Genomic DNA, 18,956 nt, shown 5'->3' with positions numbered 1-18,956 from the left:
GAATACTTATGTCAAGTCGCCAAACACTAAATAGTTGGAAAAAGCTTACGCAGCTTGCTCAAGAGAAGAAGTCTCAGCATATGAATGATCTGTTTGCTCAAGACAGTGAACGCTTCGACAAGTTTTCTATAGAGCTACCTAAGCTATTGTTAGATTACTCAAAGAACCTCATTGATAGTGAAACAATGAAGACACTTTTTGAGCTCGCAACTGAATGTAAAGTACTTGAATGGCGTGAAAAAATGTTTATTGGTGCAAAAATCAATAAAACAGAAGATCGTGCTGTTTTACATACGGCCTTACGGCGTAAGAGTAAAGAACCTTTAATTGTTGATGGTGAGAATGTCACTACCAGCGTACAAGTACAACTAGAAAAAATGGAAGGCTTTGTTAACCATGTTCGTGAAGGAAAATGGTTAGGGTATTCTGGTAAACGTATTACTGATGTCGTTAACATTGGCGTAGGTGGCTCGAACCTTGGCCCACAAATGGTCACTGAGGCCTTAAAACACTACAGCGACAACAGCATCAATGTGCATTATGTTTCCAATGTAGATGGCGCACAAATAGTACAAATACTGCGTCCGCTTGACCCTGAAAGGGTTTTATTTATTGTTTCCAGTAAAACTTTTACCACGACAGAAACAATGACCAATGCTAAAACGGCAATTAGATGGCTTACCGCCTCGTCGTTTGATGATAATGCTGTCGGCAAGCACTTTGTCGCGGTAACGGCAAACAAAGAAAATGCCATGGGTTTTGGTATTAAAGAAGAAAATATCTTTGGAATGTGGGACTGGGTAGGTGGTCGCTTTTCATTATGGTCAGCCATTGGTTTAGCTATAGCGCTTGATTTGGGCTTTGATAAATTCATGGAATTGCTTGATGGCGCTAATGAAATGGATGAACATTTTCAAAATGCGCCAATAGAGCAGAATATGCCAGCAATAATGGCCTTACTCAGCGTTTGGAACACTACTTTTTTAGGGGCTAGATCTCAAGCGATCCTCCCATATGATCAAACCTTACATATGCTTTCTGCTTATTTACAACAAGCCGAAATGGAGAGTAATGGTAAATCAGTTTCGTGGAATGGTGATGAAGTTGACTATGCCACCGTACCCTCAATATGGGGCGAACTCGGTATTAATGGCCAGCATGCTTTTTATCAGTACTTACACCAAAGTAATAATGTGGTACCTGCTGATTTTATTGGTTCGGTTGCCAGTGTTACGCCAGTATCTGGTCATCACGAAACGTTAATGTCGAATTTTTTTGCACAGACACAAGCATTAATGACCGGCGTCAATGAAAAACAAGTACGTGCTGATTTGAAAGCAAAAGGGCGGATACCTGATTACATCGATAAGGTGGCTCCTCATAAAGTGCACAAAGGGAATCGTCCAACCAACACGATTCTTTTAAAACGCATAGATCCTAAGACGTTAGGCAATCTTATTGCTCTCTACGAGCATAAAATATTTGTTCAGGGGATCGTGCTACAAATCTGTTCGTTTGACCAATGGGGCGTAGAATTAGGAAAAGGGTTAGCTGAAAGTATTCACAAAGAGCTTGAAAGTGGTATCGTTTCACAAAACCATGATTGCTCAACCCTCAATTTAATGAATTATTATAATAAGGCAAAATAGTCTTTTATGTTAATTTAATAGCTAAAACGCTAACAAATTGTTAGCGTTTTTTATTATCTGAACTGCAAAAACAAACAATAATAACTCCCTTCATAGCAATAATTAATAGCGTAACTCCCTAGTATTCAATAAAGTAAATTTTTATTCATCAAACACTTGTTTAAATGAATGAAATAGCGATTTATTTGCATATAAAATATTTAAATGTACAAAATAAATACGACTTTTTTGTAAAAACATTAAAATAAAACTCTTTTGTTTACAGTTTGTTGCATTAAGTCGTGGTATTAAATGCTAATCAAGTGTAGCCAGATGGTGATTTTTTGTGTAATGTTTTGTTCAGCCTATGACAACGCTGTCATGAATTAAAAAGACAGCGCTGTCTTCATCAGGTTATTAAAACATAACTAATTATATCTATAAAAAACGTGTGTAAGGGAAAGTCAATGTCATCTAAAAAATTTAAAAAAGGCATGTTAGCAAGTTCAATTGCTTTAGTGCTAGCGGGCGGTGCTACACCATTCGCAATGGCTGCTGAAGAAGTTAAAGCGGCCGATCAAGAAACAGAGGTAATTGAAGTTCGCGGTATCCGTGGTTCTTTGAAGCAAGCATTAAATCAAAAAAGATTTTCTAACGCGGTTGTTGATTCAATTTCTGCAGAAGATATTGGTAAATTCCCCGATAGAAACATTGCAGAGTCACTACAAAGAATACCTGGCGTAACGATTGGCAGAAGTTTTGCTGGTGAAGGTGGGGATGTTTCTATCCGCGGTACTAACTCAGAATTAACACAAGTTAGTATGAATGGTAACTATGTTGCTTCAACCGGATGGTTTTCACAAGCAGCAGCAAAGCGTTCTTTTGATATGGATTTATTACCACCAGAACTTGTCGCTGGTGTTGATGTTTATAAATCGCCAACAGCAAGCCTTGATGAAGGTGGTGTTGGTGGTACTGTCGTTGTGCGCACTCGTAAGCCGTTAGAACTAGACTCTAACACCCTGTTTTTGTCTGCTGAATACCAAGACAACAGCCTTTCTGACGAAAATGGTCAAGGCCTAACTGGCATGTATAGCTGGAAAAATGATCAAGAAAACTTCGGTGTTTTAGCGAGTTTATCTACACTAGAAACTGTTGGGCGTGCACACAAAGCAGAAAACTACATGGATGATGGTTGGGCGGGTGCAGGTATTTCAGAATTCGCGCAAACTCGTGAACGTGAAGCGGTTGATTTAACTGTTCAGTATTCACCCTCTGACGATTTATCAATGAATGTGCATTACTTTCAAGTTGATCTAGATTCTGCTAACAGTAACCAAAACTATTTAATTATTGCGGGTACAGATCCAACTGCCTTTAATGACCAAGTTACTGGAGCGACTAAATTCTCTCCGACTAATGGTTTTGCGCTAAATGGTAACTATTCTGGTGCTCCACTTGATGATCAGAATACCCGTAATGCTGAAATGGATACCGAAGTCATCGCATTTGAAGTTAATTATACGGCTGATACCTATTCAATCAATGCCAAAGTTGGTTCTACTGAAGCGACAGGTGGTGACGGCGGTAACTACAACGCTGGTTGGGTTTCAAGTAACAGTAATACCTCTATTGATTTCGATATGAGTGGCGATAATGCCATGTTGCTTTCTCCTAATGGTACAGATCCAAGTAACCATGCTGAATACATTTTAAGTAGTGGTGCTGTTACTGCCGGCTATCGTAAAGATGAAGAGACTTTCGCACAGTTTGATGTTGATTTTAACGTTGAGTGGGGCCCAATTTCTAACTTTAAAACCGGTGTTAAGTTACGAGATCATGAATTTACAAGTTACTCAGATGCATGGACGTTTGATGATAGCTTGACTACAGGTATCACTAAAGCAACATTTGCTGATGGCCATTTTAATCACTCTGGTGCAGGGTTACTTTCGGGTACTCCAACAAATATTGCGCGTGCAGATGGTGCACAATTAAGAGCGCATTATGATGCTCACAAAACGGGTTCATCATTAAACACAAACAGTTACGGTGTTATTAAAGAAGATATTTTTGCTTTATACGGACAAGCTGATTTTAGTGGCGATAACTATCGTGGTAATTTCGGTTTACGCTATGTTGCTACTGATACCTCTGCTGATTATTACGGTTATGTAGACACCGCTAAAATAGTTACAGAAGACAGTGATTACTCAGATTGGTTACCTAGCTTTAACTTAGCATTAAATCTTCATGAAAATGTAATACTACGTTTGTCTGCTGCTAAAGTAATGAGTCGTCCTAATTATTCGTTCTTAAATCCAGCGGCTAGCGTTAACGAGACTACTCGAAGCATTGCTCGCGGTAGTATTGCGCTTGACCCATATCGTGCAAACCAATATGACATTGGTTTAGAGTGGTACTTTAATGAAGAGTCTTTATTATCAGCAACATTGTTCTCTAAAGATATTCGTTCTTTTATTATTAATGGTGCCAACGAAAGTAAAGTCGATGTGAATGGTGATGAATATATTTTGCGTGAACCCGGTCAGGGTTTAGGGGGCGAACTTCAAGGTATAGAAGGTCAATATCAACAGCAAATGGGTCAATTCGGCTGGTCAGCTAACATTACTTATACTGAAGGGTTTGGCTTACAAGATTTAGGCGCTGATGGCGGAGGCATTGTTGAAAGACCATTACCGGGTATGTCTAAACTTAGTTACAACTTAAGTGCTTACTATGAAACTGACCTTATTTCAGCTCGAGTTGCTTACACCTACCGTGATGATTTTATCGCTCCATCTACTGGTATCGGTGGTAACACTGCGTGGGATGCTCATGGTTTTGTTGACGCGAATGTTACTTGGCATGCCACTGAAAACTTAGATGTAAGCGTTGAAGGTTCTAACTTATTCGAAGAAACGACTACGCAACGATTTGGTGAGGGTTTCACTGCTATGCGTTTAGCGGCAGATAATGGTCGCAACGTATTCTTAAAAGTATCTTACCGCTTATAACGGGTAATTTGTTTCGATGAAAGGATAGGTTTTACTTCCTTTCATCGTTATTCTAGGCTTAGTATATATTTTTTCCTAAATATCTATTGAGCCTCAATTTTTACATGAACTCCTTTCAACCCTTCATTACATGATGAGCCTTCATAATGACTACAGTTAATAATGATATTTTAATTATTGGTGGCGGAACCGCTGGTTGGTTAAGTGCTGCTATTTTGGCTAAAAGCTTAAATTGCAAAGCAGAAAATGGCATAAAGGTTACTGTCGTTGAATCACCAAATATTCCTATTATTGGTGTTGGAGAGGGGACATGGCCTAATTTAAGAGCTACGTTACATAAAATAGGCGTGAGTGAAACTGACTTTATTCGTGAGTGTGATGCTACCTTCAAGCAAGGAGCTGAATTTATAAATTGGGCTAAAACGCCTAAACAGAATGAAAAATCAAGTTATTACCATCCACTTGGCACGGTAAGCCACTCTTCTTATGACTTTAATTTAGCTCCCTATTGGCTGTTAAAAAATAAAACAACTAGATTACCTTATGACCAAGCCGTAGCTTCTCAGGCAAGAATTTGTGACCAAGGTTTAGCGCCTAAGCAAATCGTTATGCCCGAATACAGTGCAGCTCAAGAGTACGCATATCATTTAAATGCTAATAAATTTTCTAACTTCTTAAAAAAACATTGTATTGATAATTTAGGGGTGAAATTTGTCAGTGCTAATGTGACGAACATCGTGTTGGATGAAAATGACTTCATCACACATGTTGAAACAGATCGTCATGAAGAAAAGCAAATATCCGCAGATTTTTTTATAGATTGCAGTGGGTCTAAAGGGCTTATTATTAAGCAAACTTATAATATTGAATGGCATGATATTAGCGATGTTCTTTTTAATGATACCGCTTTTGCTGTTCAAGTTCCCTATGCCGATAAAAAGCAACCAATCAAAACACACACCTTATCGACAGCACAAGAGGCTGGATGGATTTGGGATATTGGCCTACAAGAAAGGCGCGGCGTAGGTCATGTTTTTAGTAGTAAATATATTAGTGATGAAAAAGCTAAACAACAACTCATCGACTATATTGGCGACGATTATACGGATGATCTGGTTATTCGAAAAATCCCAATAAAGCTCGGTTACCACCAGAAATTTTGGCATAAAAATAGTGTTGCCATTGGCATGTCTGCTGGTTTTGTTGAACCACTAGAAGCTTCCGCTATTTATTTGTTTGATGCGGCTGCTACCATGATTGCGGCGCAATTTCCTCGTGAAAAAAAGCAAATGCTTTATGCAGAGCAACAGTTTAATCAAAACTTTAAAATTCGCATGGAACGAACAGTAGAATTTATTAAATTACATTATTGCATTTCAGCGCGCAGAGATTCGCAATATTGGATTGATAATTGTGAGCCGACCACAATACCAAATAAGTTAAAACAAAGACTCGAATTCTGGAAGAGTCAACCACCGACAAAGTTCGATTTTGACCATGCTTGGGAACCCTTTAACTTAGACAGTTATTTGTATGTATTGTATGGCATGCATTATCAAACAGATTTATCAGGTAATACTTCGGCTTATCCTGATGTTAAAAAGGCTGAAAAATTATTTTCAAATGTTGATCGACAAAGTGAATTATTAAAAAATCAATTACCCAAACAGCGCGATCTCATTGAGAAAGTAAAAGAATTTGGATTTAACAAAGTATAAAGGTGCTATTGAATGAATGATGGAATGATTAATCAAGTTGTTATTGTTGGTGGAGGTACTGCTGGCTGGCTAACAGCAGCTAAACTTGCGAAGCATCTTGGCTCGAATAAGTCAGATTCAGTGCAGGTTACTCTTATTGAATCACCTGATATTCCAACCGTGGGCGTCGGCGAAGGTACGTGGCCAACTATGCGAAAAACATTGGCTGATTTAGATATCGAAGAACATGACTTTATTAATTATTGTAATGCTTCTTTTAAGCAGGCAACAAAATTTGTTAATTGGCGAACGCCTGCTAAAAATGGTCAAGACTCTGTTTATTATCATTTGTTTAGTTCTGTTGCTCATGCAGATGAATTTAATCTCAGTCCTTATTGGTCTTTGTCAGATCAGCAAATAGATTACGCTAATTTTGTTAGCCCACAGGCGCTTATTTGTGAAGGTGGTTTAGCACCAAAAACAATAGCTAATAGAGGATACGATGGCTTATTAAATTATGCTTATCATTTAGATGCAGGAAAATTTGCTGATTTTTTAAAAAAGATAAGCTGCGAACGTTTCGGTGTTAAGCATCTAGCAGCAAACGTATTATCAGCAAATTTGAATGCTTTAGGTGAAATTTCCTCTATTGACACAAAAGAGTTAGGCCGTATTGACGGTGATTTTTTTGTAGATTGTACGGGTGGTCGCTGTTTGTTGTTAGGTGAAGCTTTAGGGGTCGGGTTTACGCCTATTAACGACGTTTTGTTTACCGATAATGCTTTAGCGATACAAGTGCCTTATCAAAATGAAGAGGATGCTATAAGCAGTTCAACTATTTCAACAGCACATTCTGCGGGTTGGACATGGGACATAGGGTTGTCAAATCGACGTGGCACTGGCTATGTTTATTGTTCTGATTTTGTTAGTCATGATCAAGCAGAGCAAACATTACGTGATTATATTGGTCCACAAGCAGAACAACTGTCGGCGCGAAGGTTAAAAATTTCATCAGGGTATAGAAATAAATTTTGGGAAAAAAATTGTGTGGCAATAGGTATGTCTGCCGCTTTTGTCGAGCCCTTAGAGGCTTCAGCTATTTTTCTCATAGAGGCTTCAGCCAATATGCTGTGTGAATTATTTCCTCGTAATAAGCGACAATTACCCGCAGTTGAAAAAACATTCAACGACTCATTTCACTACCGTTGGAAAAGGACGATAGACTTTATTAAGTTACATTATTTTTTATCTCAACGACAAGAAAGTTTTTGGTTAGAAAATAAGTCTCTAAATTCTGTACCAGAGAGTTTATTAGAGCAACTCGATAATTGGAAACATCGTCCGGTGAGTAAATATGATTTTCAAAATACCTTTGAACCTTTTATTCAAGACAGCTACCAATATGTTTTGCACGGCATGGGCTACGCACAAACATTAGAATATAACGCTTCAACGTTTAATGAACATCGTATGCTTGAAAGCATTTTAAAGAAAAATGCTAAATTAAAACAACACCTACAAAATAATCTGCCAACCAATAGAGACTTACTGAATAAGGTAAGGGCTTTTGGTTTTCAAAAAATATAAAAATATAAAAATAAATATTACTGGAGAAATACATGGCTAACTTATCGCCACTCAATAAAAGTCAGCATCAAGCACTGAAAGTAAAAGTAGACCCTAGTTATGCACATAGTGCTAATAGCCATGTTACACCGATTTCCGTTTTTGAATTACCGCAAGTCCAGGCGGAATATCCTATTGTTTTTATAAAAGATGCAGAAACAGGACGTTTCCATTTAGTTGCGTTACTTGGTTTAAGGCCGCAGGAAAATTTGTTTCATAAAAAAGAGGGCTGGAATGCTTTATATGTTCCTCAGCACCTAACTAACTTTCCTTTCGTATTATCGTCGTCTGTTGAACAACCTAATAATTTTGTTGTGGGTATTGATTTAGACAGTAAAAGGGTATCAGAGAGCGATGGTGAAGCATTGTTTACTGATACAGGTGAGCAAACAAAGTATTTAGTGCAAGTCACAGAAAATCTTGCTCGAGCTAATTCACAACTGAATGCAACTCAACTTTTTATCAATACAATGGTAGATAAAAGTTTACTCTCTTCTCAATCATTAACGATTAAACCTAGTAACGGTAAAGAGTTTACGGTAACGGGGTTATATTCCATCGATGAAGAAGCCTTTAAAGATTTAAATGATGCAGACTACCAAGAATTAAAAGACAAAGGGTTTCTTGCTGCGATATATAGTTGTTTGTTTTCTACACAGCGTATAGCGAAGTTGATTAGCCTTAGCGAAAACTAAACATCAACTAATTTATAATGGAATCTCAACCCCCGAAGCAGTTTTGGCATTCTATTGATTAACGTAAACTTGTGAGTAAGAAAAACATGAACAGACAACTCCTCGTCTTATTTTTGGTAACGAGCATAAATTTATTCGGCTGTGAAAATTCAACAATTCATTCCGCTACAACCAATGACAAGACCCAGCAAGATGTATTACTTAAGCGCTTAGTTAAAGCTTCTCAAACTGATATTGATAATATTGCTGCTACGCTCAATGTTAAGTATAAAGTAATAACAAATATACCTAGTGATAAGTGTGATAAAAACATCGCTGACGGTAATTGCTTTGAAGTTGAACTAAGCTTTACAGCCTCTCAAGCGATTAAAAGTAATGATTGGCATATTCACTTTAGTCAAATTGCGCCTATTCAATCCTTTGAGAGTGAAGAATTCAACGTTGTTCATATTAATGGCGATTTACATAAAATATCGTTGAATGATAAATTTAAAGGTTTTACTGCGGGCGAAACCAAAACCTTATTATTTAGAGCTATGTTTTGGTCGTTGTCTGAAACCGATGCTTTACCTAACTATATTGTCAGTGTAAACAATTTACAACCTCGTGTAATAGCCAGTACCAAGTCATATACAAACAGTGAAACAGGATTAGAAGTACTGCCTTATGTTGTGCCGTTCACTGATGTTGAAAAGCAGTTTAAACGCACCGCCCAAGATTCTACTCAGTGGCTCAATGCGGCAAGTTTATATCAAAGAAATACTCAATTAGGTGAGCAAAAGCTCGATGTGAGCAAGGTGATTATACCTACGCCGAAGTCGGTTATTTATAGTAAGAATAATGCTCAGCTTAGTCTTACTTCTGGTATTAATGTTGATTATGGCGATGTCGAAAAAGATGATGTTATGGTAGCAATTACTCGCTTAGACACCTTAGGTATTGCTAATAATACTCAAGGCAAGCCTGTCACGTTAAGACTTGTTGAAGACAACAGCAAAATGGTTGGCAGTTACCAATTAGACATCACCACAACAGATATTAAGATAACAGGTGTTGACGGCGCTGGTGTTTTTAATGGCTTGCAATCACTATCAAGCTTAATCACCTTAGGTTCAACGCAAGTACCTGTGTTAACGGTTAATGATGAACCTCATTATGAGTTTCGCGGTCTGTTAATTGATGTTGCGCGTAACTTTCACGATAAGACGTTAATTTTAACGCTGCTTGATCAAATGGCGGCTTATAAACTTAATAAGCTACATTTACACTTAGGTGATGATGAAGGCTGGCGATTAGAGATCCCTTCATTACCGGAATTAACCGAAATTAGCAGTAGACGTTGTTTTGATTTAAACGACCAAAATTGTTTGTCACCACAACTCGGTGCTGGCGTTGATGCTAAAAGTGAAGTAAATGGCTATTATTCTGTGGCTGACTATCAAGAAATATTGCAAGCGGCAACGGCCCGTCATATTCAAGTGATCCCCTCTTTAGATATGCCAGGGCATTCGCGTGCCGCGATTAAAGCGATGGCAGCGCGTACTAAAAAATACGCTATAGCCGAACAAGGTGGCAAAGCGCAACAGTTTATTCTCCATGAGGTTAATGACCCAACGGTCTACTCCTCGGTGCAATTTTATAATGATAATACCATTAACGTTTGTTTAGAGTCTTCCTACGACTTTGTTACTGAAGTGATGACTCAAGTTAAAAAAATTCATGCTGATGGCGGTCAACCACTAACGCGTTACCATATTGGTGCAGATGAAACTGCTGGGGCTTGGATAGAGTCGCAAGCTTGTATAGATTTTGTTACCAATAATGATAAAGGCGTGAAGGAAATGAGTGAGCTTGGTGCTTATTTTATTGAGCGTGTTGCGAATATATTATCTGATTTGGATATAGAAACTGCAGGTTGGAGTGATGGTATGGAGCATACTCGCAAAGAAAATATGCCTGCTATTGTTCAGTCCAATGCCTGGGATACTTTAGCTTGGGGAGGTCATAATAAAACCCATCAATTGGTCAATAGAGATTGGCAAGTTGTGTTGTCATCACCCGATGTATTGTATTTTGATTTTCCTTATGAAGCGGATCCTAAAGAACATGGTTACTATTGGGCTTCTCGACATACGAATACTGAAAAAGTTTTCCAATTTATACCCGACAATCTACCTATTCATGCTGAGTTTTGGTTAGACCGTCAAGACAACCCTTATCAAGCCGATGATAGCCAAACACCGATGAAGTTAGGTAATCGTTTTTTGGGTATCCAAGGGCAATTGTGGAGTGAAAACACTCGCACTGACCATACGGCGCAATATAAATTATTTCCACGACTTTTTGCTTTAGCCGAGCGTGCATGGCATTTAGCTGATTGGGCGGTTCCGTATAATTATCAAGGAGCTAAATACAGTCAAGCAACCAAAGTTTTTACGGCACAGAAAAAAGCACAACGTAATCAACAATGGCAATTATTTGCAAATACTATTGGTCAAAAAGCGTTAGTTAAATTAGAAAATGATAACATTTTTTATCGATTACCTACTGTGGGGGCGATTGTGAAAGAGGGGAAGCTTTATACCAACATCGCCTTTCCGGGCATTGCTATTGAGTATAAAGAACAAGCGGGCAACTGGACGCTTTATGAAGCCCCCGTTGCTATTAAAGGAGACGTGAGCGTTAGGAGTATTAGTTTTGACAGGCAGCGTAAAGGTCGTTCTGTTACGGTTAAAAGCAACTAATTCACAGTTGACCCTATGGGCTGTTTAGCTAATAATTTTAGTTTAATCAGCCTATTGTGTTTTTATTTGTTGAATATAAATAAAAATAATTGATTTTTACTTAAAAAGTAAATGACAACGCTGTCATTAGTAGTTAAGATAAAATCAGAATATATTTTAGTCACTGATTGTTTATCAGTTTGAGTGACAAAATAATAAATATACAGACATGAGGTCAACATGCTGAGCAGCAGTGACAATAAAGAAATGTTTTTAGGCATTGATGGCGGTGGTAGTAAGTGTAAAGCTATCGTAATGTCGGGTGATAACAAAATATTAGGAACCGGTATTGCAGGTCCTGCTAACCCATTACATGGATATGAACAAGCAATTAACTCGATTGCTGAATCAGCTAAATTAGCACTTAAAGATGCTGAAATTGATGAAAGTGAATTGGGTCATATCGTTGCTGGTGTTGGCCTTGCTGGGGTTAATTTACCCGCTTTATTTAAACAAATGTCAAATTGGCAACATCCGTTTAAAAAAATGTACCTGACCACTGATCTCCTCGTTGCCTGTCTTGGTGCCCACAACGGAAAAGACGGTGCGGTTATTATCACAGGTACGGGGTCGTGTGGTTTCTCTTATGTAGAGGGACATTCATATATTGTTGGCGCGCACGGTTTTCCTCATGGTGATAAAGGCAGTGGCGCGTGGTTTGGTTTGCAGGCAGCGAAACAATCTTTATTGTCACTCGATGGACTTATTCCCCCGTCATCAATTAATGACAAGATATTAGCGTTATTAAAGGTAAAAGATGATGTTGAACTCGTTGAAGTTATTGCTGGAAAACCCGCCGCATTTTATGCTCGTATGGCGAATTTGGTTTTTGACTCAGCTGAAGAAGGTGACAAACTTGCCTTAGCAATTGTTAATGAAGGCACCGAGTATATTAGTCATGTTGCTAAGCAGCTATTAAAGCAACATCCTCCTGAAATATCATTAATTGGTGGTTTAACACCAAGAATAAAACCTTGGTTAGATATAGATCTTCAAGCGAAACTTATTGAACCGTTATATCCTCCTGAGGTGGGTTCTATCATTTTTGCTAAGCAACAGCTTGCTTTACAGTAAGCCTATCTCATTTATTGAAATAACTTAAGGAACAACCATTGCTATGACTATATTTCGTCTCTACGTTAAAAAATTATTTGATGGTCAAAACTATATTGACGATCAAGTGTTAACGATCGCCGATGGAAAAATCATAGCATTCGACAACAACACAGCAAGCGTAGATGAAGTACTAGAAGGTTTGGTTGTTCCTGGCTTTATTGATCTACAGGTCAACGGAGGTGGAGGCGCATTATTTAACGACTCACCTTCATTGAATAATATTAAAACGATTATGGCGGCTCATGCCAAATTTGGCACTACCGCTATGCTACCGACTCTTATTACCGATAAAATATCTGTAATGGAGCAAGCTGCTGACGCAATAGCTAAAGCTATCGCAGAAAAAGTGCCTGGTATTATTGGTATTCATTTTGAAGGTCCTCATTTATCTGTGGCGAAAAAAGGTGCTCATATTGAAGAGCACATTCGCCCAATTTCATTGCAAGAGTGGCAAGTACTTGAACGCAAAGATATGGGGAGAATATTAGTAACACTTGCACCAGAAACAGTAAGTACTGACGATATTACGCGTATGGTTTCTTTAGGTATTAAGGTGTGCTTAGGACATAGCAATGCTGATTTTAATACGGCGCAAAAAGCGTTAGTTGCCGGGGCTGATGGTTTTACGCATTTATATAATGCGATGTCGCCCATACAAGGTAGAGAGCCGGGTGTTACAGGATGCGCATTGTTAAACGATCAAGCCAGTTGTGGCTTAATTGTTGATGGTCATCATGTTAACTACGACAGCTGTAAATTAGCCCTTAAAGCCAAGCCCGCAGGAACCATTTTTTTAGTCACAGATGCAATGCCACCAGTAGGAACCAATAGTATTGAGTTTGATTTAGTCGGTAAGACAGTCTTATTGAACAAGGGGAAATTAACCTCAACAACAGGCGAGTTAGCAGGTTCGGTGTTAGACATGGCACAAGCGGTAGAAAATACCCATTTAGGTTTGAAATTACCTCTAGATGAAGCGTTGAGAATGGCCTCGAGTTATCCGGCAAATTATATCAACCAACGTGATATTCGAGGAGGGTTAGTCATAGGAAGCCAAGCTGATTTTGTTGAGCTTGACGATAAATTTAAAGTGAAGTCTACCTGGATTGCAGGAAATAGAGTTTACAAAAAAGCATGTTAGTTATAACTATCGTAAAACAATAATAATAAGATAAATATTGAGGAATATATGGAAATGACAATAACAAACGATAAACCAAAGAGTAATGCACTACCGATGGCCATTGTCGCGGTACTCTTTTTTATACTCGGTTTTGCCACATGGCTTAACGGGTCACTAATGCCGTACTTGAAACAGATCTTACAATTGTCACCGTTCCAAGCTTCATTAATACTATTCTCATTTTATATCGCTGTTACTTTTACAGCCTTACCGTCAGCAACCATTATTCGTAAAATTGGTTATAAAAATGGTATGGCTTTAGGTATGGCGACGATGATGATTGCTGGACTGCTGTTTATTCCTGCTGCCCAAACACAAATATTTGCTTTGTTTTTGTTTGCTCAGTTAGTGATGGGATCAGGTATTACTTTGTTACAGACTGCTGTTAATCCTTATGTTGTGCGTTTAGGGCCTGAAGAATCGGCGGCTGCGCGTATCAGCATCATGGGCATTTTGAATAAAGGTGCGGGTGTTATTGCGCCTGTAGTTTTTACGGCATTAATTTTAAGTGGCTTTCAAGAGCATTCAGCTGAAGTACTTGCACAAACCCGTATTGACGAAATGGCTAGTTCACTTGTTATGCCTTACCTAGGTATGGCAATTTTTATTGGTTTATTGGGTTTTGCCGTAAAAAAATCATCACTACCTGAGTTACCCAGTGAAGATGATTCAGAAGAAGCGAATAGCAAAGGACATATAAAAGAAGCATTATCCCACCCTAGTTTAGCGTTGGGTGTCTTGACCATATTTTTCTATGTTGCCGTCGAAGTCATTGCTGGCGATACCATAGGCACGTTTGCTTTGTCTTTAGGTGTTGAAAACTACAGTGTTATGACTTCATACACCATGATATGCATGGTGGTAGGTTATATTTTAGGGATTTTCTTCATTCCTCGTTTTATTTCGCAACAAAAAGCGTTAACTGTTTCGGCTATTTTAGGCTTACTGCTTAGTTTAGGTGTGGTTTTTGGTGACAATAATTCATATGCAATTGCCAATGCGGTACTTGTTCCTTTTGGTGGTGGGCAATTGCCCGACACTTTACTGCTTATTGCTTTCCTTGGCTTAGCAAATGCGATTGTTTGGCCAGCAGTCTTCCCATTGGCACTTTCAGGCATGGGTAAATTAACCAGCGTAGGTTCGGCATTACTCGTCATGGGAATTTCAGGTGGCGCTTTTGGTCCACTATTTTGGGGCTTAGCAAGCGGTTCATCATTTGGTCAACAAGGGGGATATATCGTGATGTTACCTTGTTATGCCTTTATTTTATTTTATGCGCTTAAAGGCCATAAAATGAAGAGTTGGAAGTAGTTTACATCTGTGGACAATGTGTAAACGTAAATGTTTTATAGACATATTTTATAAATTTATCCGTATGGATATCCGATCTCACTAGTTGAGGGTGCGTTAAACGATCTGATTTGATCGACCCTGAGTTTATACTCAGGGTTTTTTTTGCTTTAAGTTTATGGCAGTATAAAGATATAAACAGCCATAGCTTAGTCGGAATATCAGTTTAACGGGCTGGTTTTAGAAGATGTGGTTTTGTATTATTGAGTTTTGATCTTTAGCGGTTATAGAAGGAGATAATAATTATAGGAGGCAATGATTCAATTTATATATAACAATAAAATTATGAGTGAACCATGGAAGGTTTCCAAAGAAAGAGAGTAACAGTGATTTATTTCAGCGATACATCTCTTGAACTTTTACATAAAATTGAATTATTCTTACAATCGCCGGAAGGTCGAGTGGTTATTCCTAAAAGTTTTAAACAAGGTAAGTTGATAATTGCTGTTTCTGAAAGTAAGGTTAACATTCTCAATAAAATCGATGACCGCATTATATTGGCTTATGATGTTGCCTAGTTAAACGAGTAAATTTACAATAAAAAACGCTACACAAAGGCAAATATAATATTTACCTTTGTGTAGCGTTTTTTTTACTAGTATTGTTGGTTTTCTATCTGTTCTTTTGTATAGCTTGGCTTTACGTGTTTCTCACCCATGTCATCAGCTAATTCTTTAGGTATGTAGTTTTCGTCATGTTTAGCTAATACTTCAGAGGCTTCAATGAAATTACCATTAACCAACATTCCGTTAGCCACAATACCTTGTCCTTCACGAAATAAATCAGGCAATATGCCATCATAATGCACTTTAATGACAGGGTCTGTATCATTAAAGACAATAGGCATTCTCATATCAACGAGTTCAAAAGTAACATCTAAGCTCGATGGATCACGTTTTACACTCCCAGGAACAACTAAACCACCAATACGTAAACGCTGGCCGTTAATCGGTTTAATGCCCGTATCGTCTTTACCCTGATATATTTCAGAAGGTTTAAAGAATAAGTCTATGTTTTGGCTTAGGGCATAAAGCACCATTCCTGCAACAATACTTAGGCCAACTAAAATTGAAATAACTATGGTTAAACGTTTTTTACGACGAGGATTCATGGAACAACCTTATTAGATTTTTTTGATAGATCTTGTACAACTGACATCTTATCATCAGTTTGCTTCGCTTCAGCTAAAGACTTTTCAGCTGCTTTACGTAATTTTATTTCTCGCTGTAAACGTTGAGCGATTTTATTTTTAACATTCTTATGATTATTATGGCTGCTATATACGAGTGCTGCTAAGAGAAAAGCACTTACGCCGTATGATAACCAAACGAAAAATGCGTAGCCACCCATATCAAAAAATGCAGAAATACTATCAAATTGCATTATTTAACTCCTTCTTCGGTAATTAATGCTCGTACCCAAGGACGCATACCGTTACGCGATAATATTTCAGTACGAAAACGGATACAAATCACAAAGGCAACAAGCATTGCTATACCTAAAAAGCAGATCACGAAAGGCCAAAACATATTCATACTCATTGATGGAGCGCTCATTTTACTAACCGTTGCACCTTGGTGAAGCGTGTTCCACCACTCAACTGAATATTTAATAATAGGAATATTTACGACGCCTACTAGCGATAAAATTCCGGCTGCTTTTCCGGCAAGATTTTTATCTTCAAAAGCATTGTGTAAAGCAATTACCCCTAAATAGAGGAAAAGTAGAACGAGTTCAGAGGTTAAACGTGCATCCCAAATCCACCAAGTTCCCCACATAGGTTTACCCCAAGCGGCACCGGTAAATAATGCGATTGCGGTAATAACTGCACCCACTGGAGCCATTGCTGCAGCGGATGCGTCAGCAAGTCTAAACTGCCATACCAAGCTACAGAAAGCTGCTGTTGCCATTGCCATATAAATGCTCATCGATAAAATAGCAGTAGGGACATGAATATAGAATATTCTAAAACTGTCACCTTGTTGGTAATCTGCAGGAGCAAAAACCAGTGCCCACACAATGCCTATAAAAAGCAGGACAAAAGTGATTTTTGAAATCCAAGGTAATAATTTACCCACAAAGTGATACGACACTTCAGGATTTGCATAAGGATGTAGCCATTTCCACATTAGTTAGTACTCACTTTTAATGCTGCACTTACAGCAAATGGGGCTAAGGTTAACGAGCCAAAAAACAGTGCGGCAATTATAGCAAGTTGTCCGCTGTAGGGTAAGTTCATTGCCGCAGTATCTATGGCGCTAGTCGCAAATATCAATACAGGAATATAAAGGGGCAATACTAATAAGCTGAGTAATACGCCACCTTTCTTTATACCTACCGTTAGCGCGACACCTATAGCCCCAAGTAAACTTAATGTGGGCGTGCCTAACAATAACGTTAGCATTAATGCACTGTAACTATTTTCATTCAAATGTAACAGTACGGCAAGAAGTGGGGCAATAAAAATAAGGGGTAAGCCGGTCACCAACCAATGAGCGGTTATTTTTGCTATTACTAATATAAAAATGGGATGAGGGCTCAGCATCATTTGTTCTAACGAACCGTCGTCATGATCAGATTTAAATAACCGGTCGAGCGATAATAGTGTAGAAAGTAAAGCGGCTACCCAAATAATGCCTGGGGCGATACGCGATAAAGTCGTGGATTCAGGGCCAATACCAAGAGGAAATAACGTCACAACAATAATAAAAAATAATAATGGGTTAATAATATCGTCACGATGACGAAAGGCAATAGTGAGATCTCGTTTAATAATTAAATTGAATGCGGCTTTATACGATAAATTATGTTCGGGTGTCATGCTAAGTTATCTCTAATAAAAGCGGTAATCTAAAGTGATTTTTTTCACCTTATCTTCAGGAAATGACAAGTCTTGGTGAGTCGTTAATATAACACAACCACCGCGTTGAGCATGTGCTAGAAATAATTGCTCTAATTTTTCGACGCCGCGCTTATCTATAGCGGTGAAAGGTTCATCGAGTATCCAAATAGGGGCTGTACTTTGCCATAAGCGTGCAAGAGAAATTCGACGATGCTGTCCGGCACTTAAATGTGATGCGAGGGCATTTTCGAACCCTAATAAATTCACTTTTTCTAACGTTTCTTCCGCTGTCGATACATCGTTGCCATGTAAGGCGAGCGTAAACTCTAAATTTTCTTGAGCGGTAATTTCACCTTTTACACCAGGTAAGTGCCCTATATATAAGAGGTTTTGGTGAAATTCATCAGACTGTTCAGTAATGTTTTGTTCTCTAAATAATACCGTGCCGTCATAAGGTTGCGATAATCCCGCTAAAATACGTAATAAACTCGTTTTACCTGATCCATTTGGACCTTCCACCTGTATAATATTACCACTAAACACTGAAAAATTAAGTGCTTCAAATAATACTCTGTCTTCACGAATACAAGTCAATCCGTTTGCCGATAGCAGTACTTGATTATTTGATGATTGAATATTTAGAGAGTTGGCCAATATAGTCACTTTTTGAATAATTATTATACGTTAGTTTCACATCAAGTTTATAAGCTGAATGTTATCGTGATTTGTGGCATAACGAATCGATTTAAATCGTATTATCTAATTGGGTAATATCATACTATATCGCACAGTAAAGGCTAGCATTAGACGTGAGAAAATTAATCATTTATTTTCGTGTTACATTGATGATATTAAACATCATATAGTGCTAGAATTACCGAAATTTTTAGTTTGAAATTTTTTATTTATTTGTTTATGGGCAAATAATTTAAACAATAACTGACTATAAAATTATTTTAATGATGTCTTTTATCGATAAATTTTTGTATTTAGTGTGTGCACTGAATCGGAGAAAGTAA

Annotated in this window: 14 protein-coding genes and 1 pseudogene; 10 read left to right on the top strand and 5 right to left on the bottom strand. The window is 38.0% G+C overall.

All coding sequences use genetic code 11. The annotated features are described in order from the left end of the window. Positions 1 to 8: 8 nt before the first annotated feature. The 10 genes from pgi to H4J52_RS09965 all read left to right on the top strand — a co-directional run bounded on the left by pgi (position 9) and on the right by H4J52_RS09965 (position 15,613). Positions 9 to 1,649, top strand: coding sequence for a glucose-6-phosphate isomerase (gene pgi / locus H4J52_RS10010; protein ID WP_182181699.1), 1,641 nt, complete (start codon positions 9 to 11; stop codon positions 1,647 to 1,649). Between the two features lie 446 nt (positions 1,650 to 2,095). Beyond that, entirely contained in the window at positions 2,096 to 4,645 is a 2,550-nt protein-coding gene (locus H4J52_RS10005; protein ID WP_182224592.1) for a TonB-dependent receptor, read from the top strand. A gap of 146 nt (positions 4,646 to 4,791) precedes the next feature. Beyond that, entirely contained in the window at positions 4,792 to 6,363 is a 1,572-nt protein-coding gene (locus tag H4J52_RS10000; protein ID WP_182181701.1) for a tryptophan halogenase family protein, read from the top strand. Positions 6,364 to 6,375: 12 nt separating this feature from the next. Continuing rightward, positions 6,376 to 7,929, top strand: a complete 1,554-nt coding sequence (locus H4J52_RS09995; RefSeq protein ID WP_182224591.1) for a tryptophan halogenase family protein — start codon at positions 6,376 to 6,378, stop codon at positions 7,927 to 7,929. Between the two features lie 32 nt (positions 7,930 to 7,961). Next, the gene (locus tag H4J52_RS09990) at positions 7,962 to 8,663 is read left to right on the top strand and encodes a SapC family protein (protein WP_182224590.1); all 702 of its coding nucleotides are present in this window, start codon (positions 7,962 to 7,964) and stop codon (positions 8,661 to 8,663) included. A gap of 86 nt (positions 8,664 to 8,749) precedes the next feature. After that, positions 8,750 to 11,407, top strand: a complete 2,658-nt coding sequence (locus H4J52_RS09985) for a family 20 glycosylhydrolase (RefSeq protein WP_182224589.1) — start codon at positions 8,750 to 8,752, stop codon at positions 11,405 to 11,407. Positions 11,408 to 11,626: 219 nt separating this feature from the next. Next, positions 11,627 to 12,520, top strand: coding sequence for an N-acetylglucosamine kinase (nagK, locus tag H4J52_RS09980; protein WP_182224588.1), 894 nt, complete (start codon positions 11,627 to 11,629; stop codon positions 12,518 to 12,520). Positions 12,521 to 12,563: 43 nt separating this feature from the next. Further along, positions 12,564 to 13,703 (top strand): N-acetylglucosamine-6-phosphate deacetylase, encoded by a 1,140-nt coding sequence (gene nagA / locus H4J52_RS09975; RefSeq protein WP_182181706.1) that lies wholly within the window; start codon positions 12,564 to 12,566, stop codon positions 13,701 to 13,703. A gap of 48 nt (positions 13,704 to 13,751) precedes the next feature. Beyond that, positions 13,752 to 15,056 carry an N-acetylglucosamine MFS transporter NagP gene (gene nagP, locus H4J52_RS09970; RefSeq protein ID WP_404851981.1) on the top strand — a complete coding sequence of 435 codons (1,305 nt, stop codon included), beginning with the start codon at positions 13,752 to 13,754 and terminating at the stop codon, positions 15,054 to 15,056. A gap of 335 nt (positions 15,057 to 15,391) precedes the next feature. Then, positions 15,392 to 15,613 carry a TIGR02922 family protein gene (locus H4J52_RS09965; RefSeq protein ID WP_182224586.1) on the top strand — a complete coding sequence of 74 codons (222 nt, stop codon included), beginning with the start codon at positions 15,392 to 15,394 and terminating at the stop codon, positions 15,611 to 15,613. Between the two features lie 77 nt (positions 15,614 to 15,690). Here H4J52_RS09965 and ccmE read toward each other — a convergent pair whose 3' ends face one another. The 5 genes and pseudogenes from ccmE to ccmA form a co-directional block, all read right to left on the bottom strand. After that, positions 15,691 to 16,206: a cytochrome c maturation protein CcmE gene (gene ccmE, locus H4J52_RS09960; RefSeq protein WP_182181709.1), complete on the bottom strand. Its 516-nt coding sequence runs from the start codon at positions 16,204 to 16,206 to the stop codon at positions 15,691 to 15,693. 160 nt (positions 16,207 to 16,366) lie between these two features. Next, positions 16,367 to 16,478 (bottom strand): annotated as a pseudogene (gene ccmD, locus H4J52_RS20475) (heme exporter protein CcmD); the annotation flags it as partial. After that, a complete protein-coding gene (locus H4J52_RS09950) occupies positions 16,478 to 17,224 on the bottom strand; it encodes a heme ABC transporter permease (protein ID WP_182181711.1) in 747 nt (248 codons plus the stop codon). The gene H4J52_RS09950 and the pseudogene ccmD, both read right to left, overlap by 1 nt. Further along, entirely contained in the window at positions 17,224 to 17,916 is a 693-nt protein-coding gene (ccmB, locus tag H4J52_RS09945; RefSeq protein ID WP_182181712.1) for a heme exporter protein CcmB, read from the bottom strand. The genes H4J52_RS09950 and ccmB overlap by 1 nt, the downstream gene beginning before the upstream one ends. A gap of 12 nt (positions 17,917 to 17,928) precedes the next feature. After that, positions 17,929 to 18,591, bottom strand: coding sequence for a cytochrome c biogenesis heme-transporting ATPase CcmA (gene ccmA, locus H4J52_RS09940; protein WP_220460685.1), 663 nt, complete (start codon positions 18,589 to 18,591; stop codon positions 17,929 to 17,931). Between the last annotated feature and the right edge of the window lie 365 nt (positions 18,592 to 18,956).

This window comes from Colwellia sp. MB02u-14 (assembly GCF_014076915.1).
Classification (GTDB): Bacteria; Pseudomonadota; Gammaproteobacteria; order Enterobacterales; family Alteromonadaceae; genus Colwellia_A.
Note: the sequence above shows the minus strand (reverse complement) of the source record. Positions and strands in the feature narration are given on the sequence as shown.